Source organism: Tepidibacillus sp. HK-1 (assembly GCF_001748485.2).
Lineage (GTDB): Bacteria > Bacillota > Bacilli > Tepidibacillales > Tepidibacillaceae > Tepidibacillus_B > Tepidibacillus_B infernus.
Map to the genome: position 1 here is coordinate 1 of NZ_BDGM02000012.1, position 12749 is coordinate 12749.

Below are 12749 nucleotides of genomic sequence, written 5' to 3' on the forward strand. Positions count from 1 at the left end.
CAAGGAGAGACCCTCTTTTCCATATTTTTTTGCTTACATCTTTCTGCTTAATATTCTTCTTATTCAAGCAGATTCCATTATCTGCCTTATAAGGTTGTTTTTCCTCCCACAATAATTTTACTCATACGTTAATGGATGATCTTGGTCAAGAAATTGGTTTCTCTCTGTCCTTTCAATCGCAAAACGAAGATGAGTGATTAATCTTGCATAATCTATGGAATCTCGATCAATTTTAATTTCCAATTCGTTTTCTATCACTTGTATCAATTTACCAATAAGGGAAGAAAATTGGTTCATCTTGGAAACGCTTTGCTTTGTTTTTGCACTGTGCAAATGGAGGGTAATAAACCCGATCTCATCATCAGGAATTTCCATTTTTAAAAGTTTACTTAACATGTTCACTCCATCTTGAGCCAAAGCATATTCCTCAGGATAAAGGCTACGAACTTCATGTAAAAATGGATTTTGGATTTGTATCCCTTGTTTTAAACGTTTAATCGCAAACGAAATATGATCAATAAAAGAGACAAGAAATTGTTCAGTAAGCTTAACTTCTAATCGGTCCTCTATATATTGAATATAATCGTTAATGGCATGGATAATCTCTTCTTCAGTTTCGGTAAAAATCCGTAACATCGTTTCTCGATTGTTATCGGAGGAGAGAACAAATATTTTTTCTATTGATGAGTCGTAGGGAATCCATTCTCCCTTTTTTCTATTAAAACCAATCCCTTTCCCTAGGAGGACAACCTCTTTCTGAGATTCATCTACTGCTAAAACCGTATTATTATTTAATGTTCGTTTAACCAGATAACTTTTTCCTTCATTCATGAGATTCATCCTTGTCTTCGTGCTATATAATAAATATACATGATATGAAAACGTTTTACCAGAAAGAAAAAGCTATCCTCATCATTTATCGGATAGCAATGTTCCATTTAGCAATTAAACTGCAGTTGGATGGTTTGCTTTGAACGAGTTATTCTCCATGTTTGCCTCGTTTGCTTTGTTTTCCTCTTTACGTTGGTTCGTGTATCGAACCCAAAAGATCACTACGATAAAATATCCTAAATACGCTAATAACTCTTCAATCGATGGGTGGTGGGAATAACCAAACATGGCTTTCATAAAGATTCCTACTTGGCCACTGATTAGTGGTTGTTTACCTGTGTCTCTAATATACTGTGCGGCATCGATTGGATGTTCAGGCATGAAGCCAATAATATTATATACTTCAGGCATTGCACTACCCATGATTCCTAAATCTTGCATCATGCCAATACCTTGGACTAACAATCCAGCAGCAATCATCATAATCAATATACCAGTAATTTTGAAAAAGGTTTTTAATGGGAAACGGACAAGTCCTTTAAACATTAAATAAGCAATGACCGCAGAAAGAATTAAACCAAACAAGGCGCCTTTACTTTCAATGGCTCTAGTAATATCTCCCCCTGTTATAGCTGCAAAGAAGAAGACCGTTTCTACTCCCTCACGGAGAACAACTAAATAAGCATGTGTCACCATGCCAATGACACTACCAGTTGTGACGATTTGCGAAAGTTTATCTTGTGTCTTAGTATGCACGTCTCTATTGTTTTCATTCATCCAAAAAATCATTTGCGTTAAAAGAACGCTTGAGACTAACATAATTCCTAACTTCATATAATTTTGACTTCCCATTGAGGTAAATCCAGTCAAAACTACCTGAAAGATTAATGCCATTAATAAGCTTGAAATAACTGCGCCAAATGCACCAGTCCAAACCCATTTATTATATTTTGCTCGGTCCATTTTTTTTAAATAAGTAATAATGATCCCTATAATGAGAAAAGCTTCTAACCCTTCCCTAAAGGTGATTAAAAATGCCTGAAAATCCATTCTCCTTTTCCCCCTTAAGACAATCTAATAGATTCGTTCCCATCATAAGTATATGGCTATTTTCACTATTATGATATTGTTATCTTTATTATGACGATAATGATAATCATTATCATTTGTAAATATTTTATTGCAAATCATTCTCATTGTCAATGCTTTAATTTTTCATATAACTCTGGCAATGCTTCATATAAGACGATCTGATAGTAAGTAGGATAAAGAAATGAATCTGCTTCGGTTTGAAAAACAGGTTTTAAATAAGGTGCGTACTTTCCCTTCTGTTCTCCGAAACCATCTAAAACAGCATTCGTCACCAAAATACGCCGATTCTCCCCATAAATAAGGATTTGATTTTCAAAATCTGCTGGATTCCTTAAACGAATGGTTTGATAATCAGGATATAAATATTGAATCACCCTTTGCTCTTCCCAGGTAAAAATCGTTGTTTGTTCAGGATGATAGGATTGGTTGATTTGATTCGCCAGTTGTACCATCGGCGGTTTTTCAACTGCATACTGTTCTACTAATGGAATCGATGTAATCATCGTAACGAAAGCTAATCCTAAAAATATCAGTTTAGAAAGCCGACCTATTTTCCCTAGACTCCATACAAAACCTATCAATATGAATGGGATCAAGATTGCAACATGCCGCGGTTTATCTAAATTTTGCCCAATAAAAGCCCAAAGAATATAAGGGATTGTACTAAGTAAATAGAGTAGACAACGGTAGGATTTCATCGATTGAAAGTGAAAGTATTTTGGAAAAAGCCGAATCTTTTTACTTACTTTTAAAAAGTGATAAACGATCCATAGCAATCCTCCAAATAGAAAAAAGGAAATAATCCAACTTTTCCCCCCAAGGCTTACCCAAATCAGTTTGATAAAGCTTTCAACTCGATCTAGATAACGTGGGCTAGTTAATACAGTTCCTCCCCAATCGGTAAAATGTCCAGAAGTAAAAGCAATTCCTAACCTCAAGTAAGGAAGAAGTCCCCCTTCTGTATAAGCCACTGGAAAAAACCATAATGCTAATCCGAAAAAAAGTGATAAGGCCATCAATACAGTATGCCTTAATAAAGTTCTCCATTTGATCCTTTGTTGAAGATCAAAGCTAGACATGAGAAGTGGTAGCAAAAGGACTGCGACAAAAGGAAAATAAGAGATTCTTACGCCCATGGCTAATCCATAAACAAATGAAGCGATGATTCCTGTACGCAGATACTCGGATTGAGTTAAGGATTGATTGAAGGTACGGGAGATAATCCACAATACGACCCAAATCATCATCATCCCCAAACTATCTGACATCGGTTGTTCAGCCATTAGCCATAGCAGTGGATTAACGGCAGAAAGGATTGTAGTAAAAAGAGCGATCTTTTTCCCTAGCCAATTCTTTATCGTGAAATAGATAAGAGGTATCATGATGATTCCAGCGATAGCACTTACCAGACTTAGTGAAATAATGGGTTCACTCACCAACTTGTTCATCCATTTTGTAGGTAAAAGGTATAAAGGGTACCCTGGAAAATGAGGCTGCATGTTGTAGATATCATATCTAACAACACCTAACGCAAAATCGACCGTATCCCAACTATCAGGATAGCGGCCGATATAAAGCAAACGGGGGATTGCAATAACACCCAAAGCAAAAAAGATCAACCATTTTTCCCCTTTTATCATTTAGTTCGTTTTTTCCCTTTCCTTGTAAAAAGGAGTAGAGCTCCTACAATCACGAATAAAATAATTAACAATGGAACCCAGTTAGCCCATGTTGTCGTGCCACCCTTTACCTCAATATCTGTTTGTCCAGTTCCCTTTGTATGTCCTTGATATCCTGCTTCTGTTTGGAAAAAATCCTTAATCTCATTTAAAATCAGATCCCGATTGGAATCAAACTTTGCCCGATCTGATGAAACTTTTCCTACTCCAAATAATCCAGGATTACCAAGGGAAGCTAAGGCTTCATCAAAAGCATTACGTATCTTTTGGTCTAATTCTGGATCTGCTTTTATAACTTCTGGGGATAAGGCTTCATAGTTAGCAAACGCTTTAGCTAATAATACCTTTGCTTGAGCATAATCATCAAATATTTCCCCCATATTGATAAATCGTCTTTCAATGTTACGAACGATCACAACCTTCATCTCATAAATCACTAGATTTGCATCCTTGTCATCAATTCCTTTTTGAATCCGATCCACCTGCTCTTGGCCAAACTCTTTTACCATTTCTGGTTTAATTTCATTCAATTTGTTTTGAACTGCTGCAAAATCCTTCGGCTCTTTACTCAATGCTGCTAACATATCTGTATAAGCTGATGCTATTGCATCTTCATTAGGACTACCATAAGAATAGGCATTGACATTTGTAGGAATGAATGTTGCTACTAGCATGAGCATCATGAGTAAAGAAGCAACCATGTTACTAGTTTTCATCATTTTTAACCCCCACTCGAAATGATAAAATCTTCCTTTTCTATTTTAATTGATAATGATTATTATCGTCAAATAAATTTAACTATTTTTTGACCATTGATGCGCATCCTTGATAATTTTTACTTTTTGTACAGGTCTACTCATTTCTTTGAAAATGGCTGGAATCACTTTCGTCAAATAAGCTTTAAATTTAATGAATGACTTTCCTTTTTGTCTTACTTGATATTGAATTGGAATTTCTTTAAGCCTAAAACCCTTTCGAACCAAATTCAAAGTTAGGACTTGAGCATAGTTGTAATCATGAATGATTTCCGCATGCTCCATTGCTTGCTTGGAAAAAGCTCTCATCCCTGATTGGCCATCATAAATCCATTTTCTTAATAATAAGGACTGTAAAAAGGTAAAGGTGTAATTACCTAAACGTCGATGTAGCTTCATGCCCTTAATTTGTCCTAAAAAGCGTGACCCTATGATATAATCTGCCTCCCCTTTAAAAAGAGGTTCTAAAAGATCAGGGATCTGTTCAGGGGGATATTCATTATCTGAATCAATATAAACGCCGATATCAGCCCCTAAACAGAGAGCTTTTTCTAGCCCTTTTCTTACTGCTGCTCCTAACCCTTGATTGCTTGAGAACGAAAAAATATAATCAGCACCAGCCCTTTTTGCAACAGAGACGGTTTGGTCTTCTGACCCATCATCAATCACTAGTACTTTCACATCTATTCTTGAATCAAAATTTCGAGGAATTCTAGCAATAACTTCGCCAATTATTTCTTCTTCATTATGTGCCGGTAGAAATACGATTACTCTCTGCTTCTTCATTTATGTTCCCCTTTAACTCTTTGATTGCTTCCATTAGAACAGGACCTCTGCTATGTTCTGGGAATGGCGCACCTAATAAATAGGCGATGGTCGGAGCAACAGAGATTAAAGAATGTCGCTTATCCACTTGTTTCCCTTTTGCAATATTTGGCCCATGCATAAAGAATGGAACAAATCGTTCCCCTTCATCTAAATGGCCATGACCACCAATCCCATCTGATTGACCATGATCAGCAGCAATAATGATCGTAGTATCTTCCATCATGCCTTTATCTTCTAACCAATGAACAAACTCTTCAATTAAATGGTCTGCTTCCTCAATTTTTTGCTTATATTCTTCATACAAAGAACCTCGACTATGCCCAGTTTGATCGGTACTAATCAGTTGAACTGCTAATAAATCAGGATTTTGCTCGCTCATTATTTTTTTTGCCCGTTCAATAATATTTCGATCTGCTACATCGTTATTCATGACTGCTGTCACACTTTCTACATCATCTGCCATTGCATCGATTAAATGAGCAATTCCTAGTAACCTGCCTTTTTTCCCAACCTTTCTGAGAGAATCAAAGACGCTCTCTACTTTAATTCCTAATTTCCATACCATATTCGATTTAATTCCATGCTCTTTTGGGTAAGTCCCTGTAAAGATAGAAGAAAAACAGACAACGGTTCTTGCAGGGTACACGGTTTCCATTTGTGTATATTCTGTTCCATTTAGTCGCAATTGATCGAGAAAAGGAGTATTGGCTTCAGCAAAACGATCTTTTCTTGCCCCATCTACAATTATCATGATCACTTTCTTGGTTAAAGCTTGACTTGATTCTGTGAAAAATTGTTTGGTATATCCTTCCCTTTCCTTTGGTTTCCAATCAAACAAATAATGGTGTAAGAGCCAACTAAACAAGAATACAAAACCACCAAAACCTAATAATCTAATCCAATCTAACTCGCCAATGGTATAACCCTGTTGCAATAAGGAATATTGGCGATCCCACAAGAATAACAACAATAAAAACTTCGGGATCTGTTCTTGAGCATTACCACTGGTAGAATCGCTATTTTTTAAAACTAACTTCCAAAAGCGTGTAAAATTTAACCAAGATGTACCGATTCGTAAATGGTAATAAAAAGTTCCCCAAAAAAAGATTGTAAAGAAAAAATAGAGTCCTAAAGCAAATAAAGAAAGGCCTATATTTAGCTGATTCCATAAAATGAGCGAAACAACAAAGGGAATCCATAAATAATTCCTTAGCATCAATGGGTAGTCATAAACATAGTAAATTACAAGTAGAGGCAAAATGGTTAACATGCTCAAAGCCATAGTGGACCAGAACGAACTAGTAGACCAATCGGGAATATGAAAGAGCAAAAAAGTCCCTACTACAAAAATAGGAGTAAAAGGTTTTCCCTCATTTAATAAATTCCATCCCCTTGCCGCAATAATCTCAAACCAGGATGCTTTTTTCATTCTGCATTTGCCCCTTTCTCGTTGATTTTTAGCCACTTCTTTAATTCACTGATCCGAATCGGGTATTTAAATAAGACGTAAAGACCAACTAAATAAGAAAAAAAGAACTTAAATCCATGACTAACCAAAGCAATACTATAGGCTTCCTCCCATGATAAACCCACTCTTGAAAGAGCAAAGCTCATCATACTTTCATAATTGCCGATTCCACCTGGTGTAAAATGAAAGACCTGTGTAGAGATTGTTAAACTGTTAACCCAAATTGCATCAAGAAAAGATAGAGAAAGCCCCGAGGCCATCGTTACGCCAAACACAACGATCGTTTCAAAAAGCCAACTTAGCGTAATAAACAAAATGAGATAGATTCCTTTTGTTCCTGAAAAAGCCTGTTGAATCATCTGCCAATGTTTTCGCAAAATGTCTGAATTCATTCTTTTTGATAACCAATAAAAGAGAAGGAGTCCTAAGCTTAAACCGGTAAGCACAATCAGAAATAGGCCTATAGAAAGATCGAAACCAATAAATAATGCACCAACATTTGCTATTAGACCCAAGATAAACATATCTAGTAATCTCATTACCACGACTGAATGAAGAGTTTCATCAAACTGAACCTTTTTCTCTTTTATTAGCAATCCTACTCTTACTGCATCGCCTACTTTAAGTGGCAACAAATGATTGATAAAGAGACTATAGAATAAGGCATAAAGGTAAACAGATAGAGGAATGGATTGATTCAAATACCATTTCCATGCCAATGCCCGAAGAACAAAAGCCAGTCCATAAACAACAAACATGGCGATTAACCAAGTTGGATTGGTTATTAGTTGCTTACTAACCCTTCCAATAAGATCGACATCGAAATAACGCAATGTTAAAAAGGTAAAAAAGATTAAAAAGATAAAGCCGATAAGTCGAAAAAGTGTTCTTTTCATAAAATCTCTTGATGTTCCTTTGCCCAAGTAATGGTACGTGACAATCCCTCTACAATCGATGTAGTTGGTTGATAACCTAACTGTTCCTTTGCCTTGCTAATATCTGCCCAAGTCATTTTTACATCCCCTATACGCCATGGCTTTTTTACGATTCTCAACTGTGGAAAATGCTTTTTAAATTCTTGTAATAGTTTGTTCATTGAGACTGGTTGACCAAAACCAAGATTATAAACTTCATTGGTTGCTGGTCTTTCTATTGCTTTTGTGATTCCGGCGATAATGTCATCAATATAGGTATAATCTCGGGCAGAATCTAGAGCAAATACCTCAATCTCCTCTCTCTGTAACAGTTTCTTGATAAATTTAGATATCGCCATGTCTGGTCGACCAAAAGGTCCATAAACTGTAAAAAAACGTAAGATCGTTAGTTGAAAACCATAAAGTTGTTGATAGACATGACAAAAAGCTTCACCACTTACTTTACTAGCTGCATAAGGGGAAATTACTTTGCCATTAGCCATTCCTTCAGATAAAGGTGTTCCCTCTTGATCACCGTAGACCGAAGAAGAGGAGGCAAAAATCACCTGTTTTACCCCTGTTTCACCAGCCCATTTTAAAAGATTTATAGTCGCTTTAATATTTGAATCTATGTATATTCCTGGATGTTCTATGGAATAAGCCACACCTGGCATCGCAGCCAGATGAACCACTACATCAAATGCATTCTGTTTAAAAAGCTCCTTAACAAAATTTTCATCTATTAAATTTTCTTGATAAAAATCTACCTTACCCATTCGTGTGACACGTTCTATCTGTTTTAATTTTCTCTCTTGAGAATAGTAAGAATTTAGCTCATCAACAATGATGATATGGTGATCTTTTTGTAATAGTTGGATCGCTAAATGATGGCCGATAAAACCAGCGCCACCTGTTACTAAAATTTTCAATCCATCTCACCTCTAAAATAAACGTTTGTTCACATCAATGAAAAAGCCGCAAAAAGCGGCTTTTTCAAAAAAGATAAGAAAGTATAACTTTCTTCCACTTCTCCTTAATCTTTATTCATAGAAGGGCACGGATGACGGAGCGCGATGGAATATACAAACCCTTGTTACAACAATCTAATCACTACTTACTTGCTTTTTCAATCGCTGTGTTTAAGCTTTTCTCAATTTCGGTTAGAATATTTTTAGCTTCTTCTTGATTTAGTGCCTTTGTAGCTTCAAGATGCTTTTGGGCTTGTTCATTTAAAGTATTGTAAGCTTCTTCTCCTAGAATTCGTTGAAGATCAGTATCAATCATATCAATAAACAGTGCTCCTTCAAGAGCTGTAATGACAGCTTTATCTTTGCCCCAATTCTCCTGGCTTTCTTCATATTCTTTAAGAGCAACCGTCGCAAAACCTCTTACAAAAGCATTATTGATGTCATTAGGATCTAATGCTTTCACATCTGTAGCAAGATCAAATTGGCTTTGAATAAATTCTGCTTCTTCCTTGGCGTTTTTCACTAAATATCCGTTTAAAGCTTGATAGAAGGCCCAGCCCTCTGCTTGTTCTGCTTTTGCTTCTTTTTCATCTTCTTGTGCTGCAATTTTGCTTGCATAACCATTAGGTAAGGCCCCTGTAGCTAAATAGAAAGTCTTCATCAATGTTTTATCAACAACTTGTTTTCCTAGTTGAAACCCTAATTGATCTCCTGCTTCTATTGCTTTGTCCATTTCAGCAAAGCCTGCATCAATTTTAGCAACTAATTGAGTTTGGTAAGCTGCATCACGTTTTTCTACCGTAGATTTTAGAATCGCATAAAATTCTTTTGCTTCCTTCATTTCTTCCTTAACCTTATCTTTATTATCCCAGTTTTCTGCTACTTCAGTGAATTCATGACGAATGGTAAAGAAGAAATTCTTTTGCATTAATTTGTCAAAGATTTGCTTTACAACAACCCCATCCATTGAGTTGTTTTTTCCAGCCTCTAAGGCTGCCATGATCTGTTGATCAGCAGACTCATTAAATTCAGCATCACGTTTTTGAACCAATGGTTGAAGTTCTTTTGTATAAAGGTCAATCACCTTTTGATAATCTACTGTTTGTCCTTCGTTTGCTTTTGCAAGTTCATCTACTGCTTCTTTATAGATCGTAGATACGGACACTTCTTTATTTTCTTCTTTTTGTGTCTCTGTTTGATTCGTTTGTTGTGGTTCTATGTTTTTTTGGCTAGTTTCTGTTGAACTACACCCCGCCAAAACACCACTTGCTGCAATAAGTCCTGCTAGAACTGCGATATGTAGCTTTTTCTTCATGATAACCCCCCTAATTGATAATGATTTTCATTTCTCTCTAACTGAAATTATAAAGATAATGAGAATCATTGTCAACTATAATTTCTCCCGACGCCGAAATATTGAAACCCAGCTTCTATTAATGGGGCAATATCTAATAGATTGCGGCCATCAATTATAATTTTATCTTCCATTTTTTTAGCTAATTCGCCATAAGGAAGGGTTTTAAATTGCTTCCATTCTGTAACGAGAATAATAGCATGACTATGCTCAAAAATCTCTTCGATCTTTTTAATATATTTAATCTTCCATTTAGGATATGTCTTTCTAAAGTTATCGATGGCTATAGGATCATATACTTTGATAGCTGCACCTAATTCCAATAATTTTTCTATGATTTCAATTGAGATCGCCCCTCGAATATCATCGGTATTTGGCTTAAAGGAAAGGCCAAGGATGCCAATCTCTTTATTTTTTAAATCCCCTAACGCTTCCTTTAATTTAGAAATGACCCATTCCTTTTGCTTTTGATTGACATCGATTGTTGCTTTGACCAATGACATTTCGATTCCTTTTTCTTTTCCTTGATTTAAAATGGCCGAGGTATCTTTAGGGAAACATCCCCCTCCCCAGCCAATTCCTGCTTTTAGATAGCTTGTTCCAATCCTTTGATCCAATCCAATTCCTTCGGCCACTTCTGTGATATCTGCACCTACTTTTTCAGCCAACCTTGCAATTTCATTGATGAAGGAAATTTTCATTGCTAAAAAGGCATTAGCCGCATATTTGATCAATTCTGCACTTTTAATTTCTGTTACAAGCCATACCGGTTTAGGTTGATGATCTGGCTGTTGAATAGGCAACTTTAAGGATAAGGGAAATGTCTGATTTAGTATTGGTGAGTATAGCCTTTTTAATAAATCTTGCACATGGGAAGAATCTGTGCCAATTACAATACGATCAGGGTATAGACTATCGTATACTGCTAACCCTTCTCGCAAAAATTCTGGGTTAGATGCAACATAGATTTCTTGGTTAATTTCCCGTTTTTTCAGTTCTTCTTCGATCCATTCTTTAACACGATAAGTCGTGCCAACAGGAACTGTAGATTTAATGATCACAATAGGTTGACTTCCATTGCTCCACTTTTGGCCTATACTTTTTGCAACTTTTTCAACTGACGTTAAATCAACGTCGCCATTTTCCTTCATTGGTGTCCCAACTGTAATGATAATCAACTCTGTCTTAGAGTTAAACGATCCCCATGAAGAAATAAAGGTAAGGTTGGGTCTAGCCACCTCCAGTAGCTCTCCCAACCCTTCTTCAAAAATAGGAACCTCACCTTGTTTCAGTTTCTCTATCTTATCCTTATTAATATCTAAGAGGGTAACATCATTTCCAAAAGAAGCGAAAATCGCAGCTGTTGTAAGACCTACATACCCTGCTCCAATCATTGTAATTCTCAATTTTTGTTCACCTTCTATTTAAACTGAACCTTCTTTTCTAGGTATTCCTTTAATTCAGCAATAGGAATTCGTTGTTGTTCCATGGTATCTCGATCTCGCACTGTAACCATCTGATCTTGCTTTGAATCAAAGTCGTAAGTAATACAAAACGGTGTACCAATTTCATCGTGGCGACGGTAACGTTTACCGATTGAACCTGAATCATCAAAATCAACCATGAAATATTTTGAAAGCTCTTCAAAGATACCTTTAGCCTCTTCCGATAGTTTTTTCGATAATGGCAGGATCGCAGCTTTGTATGGAGCAAGTGCTGGATGGAAGTGCATTACAGTACGTGTGGTTCCATCTTCAAGTTCTTCTTCATCATAAGCATCGATAAAGAAAGCTAATGCTACACGATCCGCTCCAAGAGAAGGTTCAATACAATAAGGAATGTAACGTTCATTGGTTTCTGGATCGATATAGTTGAAGTCTTCACCAGAATATTGCATATGCTGCTTCAAATCATAATCTGTACGGGAAGCAATACCCCATAATTCGCCCCAACCAAATGGAAACTTATATTCAAAATCGGTGGTTGCATTACTATAATGAGACAATTCTTCTTCTGAATGATCGCGCATCCGGATGTTTTCCTTTTTCATTCCTAGGCTGAGTAGCCATTTTTCTGCATATTGCTTCCAATAATCAAACCATTTTAATTCTTCACCTGGCTTGCAGAAAAACTCAAGCTCCATTTGTTCAAATTCACGTGTACGGAAGGTAAAATTCCCTGGAGTAATCTCGTTACGAAAGCTTTTACCGATTTGAGCGATACCAAAGGGAAGCTTTTTGCGCATGGTTCGCTGTACATTTTTAAAGTTCACAAAAATTCCTTGTGCTGTTTCTGGACGTAAGTATATTTCATTCGTACTTGTTTCTGTAACCCCTTGGTGGGTCTTAAACATTAAATTAAACTGACGGATATTGGTAAAATTATGACTTCCACACTCTGGACAAGCGATATCATGTTCTTTAATCAATTGTTCCATTCTCTCAAATGGTAATCCATCAACGACCATTTCGATTCCTTTTTCGTCTAAGGCATTTTCGATTAACTTATCCGCCCGATGCCTCGCTTTACAGTCCTTACAATCGATCATTGGATCATTAAAATTACCAAGGTGTCCAGAAGCTTCCCAGGTTCTCGGATTCATTAAAATAGCTGCATCAAGACCGACATTATAAGGGGATTCTTGCACGTATTTTTTCCACCATGCTCGTTTAATATTGTTTTTCAATTCGGTTCCTAGTGGACCATAGTCCCATGTATTCGCTAGTCCACCGTAAATTTCTGATCCTGGAAAAATAAAACCACGATGTTTAGCATGGGCGACAATTTGCTCCATTGTTACATTCATTTTCATTCACTCCTTATCTATTACTATTCCAATTACTTTGAGGGGCTCCACGAA

The 12749-nt window shown here is 36.4% G+C and carries 11 protein-coding genes; all 11 read right to left on the minus strand.

Translation table 11 applies throughout. From position 1 onward, the window contains the following. Positions 1-117 precede the first annotated feature (117 nt). Positions 118-831 carry a PRD domain-containing protein gene (locus BEN26_RS07540; protein ID WP_069799148.1) on the minus strand — a complete coding sequence of 238 codons (714 nt, stop codon included), beginning with the start codon at positions 829-831 and terminating at the stop codon, positions 118-120. Between the two features lie 114 nt (positions 832-945). Then, positions 946-1881 (minus strand): FTR1 family iron permease, encoded by a 936-nt coding sequence (locus BEN26_RS07545; protein WP_069799146.1) that lies wholly within the window; start codon positions 1879-1881, stop codon positions 946-948. Between the two features lie 149 nt (positions 1882-2030). Beyond that, entirely contained in the window at positions 2031-3542 is a 1512-nt protein-coding gene (locus BEN26_RS07550; RefSeq protein ID WP_181482240.1) for a glycosyltransferase family 39 protein, read from the minus strand. Positions 3543-3559: 17 nt separating this feature from the next. Then, positions 3560-4321 carry a hypothetical protein gene (locus BEN26_RS07555; RefSeq protein WP_069799140.1) on the minus strand — a complete coding sequence of 254 codons (762 nt, stop codon included), beginning with the start codon at positions 4319-4321 and terminating at the stop codon, positions 3560-3562. Positions 4322-4396: 75 nt separating this feature from the next. Beyond that, positions 4397-5143, minus strand: a complete 747-nt coding sequence (locus BEN26_RS07560) for a glycosyltransferase family 2 protein (RefSeq protein WP_069799138.1) — start codon at positions 5141-5143, stop codon at positions 4397-4399. Further along, positions 5103-6614: an alkaline phosphatase family protein gene (locus BEN26_RS07565; RefSeq protein WP_068726783.1), complete on the minus strand. Its 1512-nt coding sequence runs from the start codon at positions 6612-6614 to the stop codon at positions 5103-5105. Before BEN26_RS07565 ends, BEN26_RS07560 begins: the two co-directional genes overlap by 41 nt. Next, positions 6611-7549 (minus strand): lysylphosphatidylglycerol synthase transmembrane domain-containing protein, encoded by a 939-nt coding sequence (locus BEN26_RS07570; RefSeq protein WP_069799136.1) that lies wholly within the window; start codon positions 7547-7549, stop codon positions 6611-6613. The genes BEN26_RS07565 and BEN26_RS07570 overlap by 4 nt, the downstream gene beginning before the upstream one ends. Beyond that, entirely contained in the window at positions 7546-8496 is a 951-nt protein-coding gene (locus BEN26_RS07575) for an NAD-dependent epimerase/dehydratase family protein (RefSeq protein WP_069799134.1), read from the minus strand. The genes BEN26_RS07570 and BEN26_RS07575 overlap by 4 nt, the downstream gene beginning before the upstream one ends. A gap of 181 nt (positions 8497-8677) precedes the next feature. After that, entirely contained in the window at positions 8678-9850 is a 1173-nt protein-coding gene (locus BEN26_RS07580) for a hypothetical protein (RefSeq protein ID WP_069799132.1), read from the minus strand. A gap of 71 nt (positions 9851-9921) precedes the next feature. Next, positions 9922-11313 (minus strand): UDP-glucose dehydrogenase family protein, encoded by a 1392-nt coding sequence (locus BEN26_RS07585; RefSeq protein WP_399168189.1) that lies wholly within the window; start codon positions 11311-11313, stop codon positions 9922-9924. Beyond that, positions 11310-12695 carry a glycine--tRNA ligase gene (locus BEN26_RS07590; RefSeq protein WP_069799127.1) on the minus strand — a complete coding sequence of 462 codons (1386 nt, stop codon included), beginning with the start codon at positions 12693-12695 and terminating at the stop codon, positions 11310-11312. Before BEN26_RS07590 ends, BEN26_RS07585 begins: the two co-directional genes overlap by 4 nt. Positions 12696-12749 lie beyond the last annotated feature (54 nt).

Bases quoted from the DNA above. Each gene is read 5' to 3' on its own strand.
- BEN26_RS07555 (WP_069799140.1), bottom strand. From the start codon at position 4,321: ATGATGAAAACTAGTAACATGGTTGCTTCTTTACTCATGATGCTCATG.
- BEN26_RS07580 (WP_069799132.1), bottom strand. From the start codon at position 9,850: ATGAAGAAAAAGCTACATATCGCAGTTCTAGCAGGACTTATTGCAGCA.
- BEN26_RS07590 (WP_069799127.1), bottom strand. From the start codon at position 12,695: ATGAATGTAACAATGGAGCAAATTGTCGCCCATGCTAAACATCGTGGT.
- BEN26_RS07560 (WP_069799138.1), bottom strand. From the start codon at position 5,143: ATGAAGAAGCAGAGAGTAATCGTATTTCTACCGGCACATAATGAAGAA.
- BEN26_RS07565 (WP_068726783.1), bottom strand. From the start codon at position 6,614: ATGAAAAAAGCATCCTGGTTTGAGATTATTGCGGCAAGGGGATGGAAT.
- BEN26_RS07540 (WP_069799148.1), bottom strand. From the start codon at position 831: ATGAATGAAGGAAAAAGTTATCTGGTTAAACGAACATTAAATAATAAT.
- BEN26_RS07545 (WP_069799146.1), bottom strand. From the start codon at position 1,881: ATGGATTTTCAGGCATTTTTAATCACCTTTAGGGAAGGGTTAGAAGCT.
- BEN26_RS07570 (WP_069799136.1), bottom strand. From the start codon at position 7,549: ATGAAAAGAACACTTTTTCGACTTATCGGCTTTATCTTTTTAATCTTT.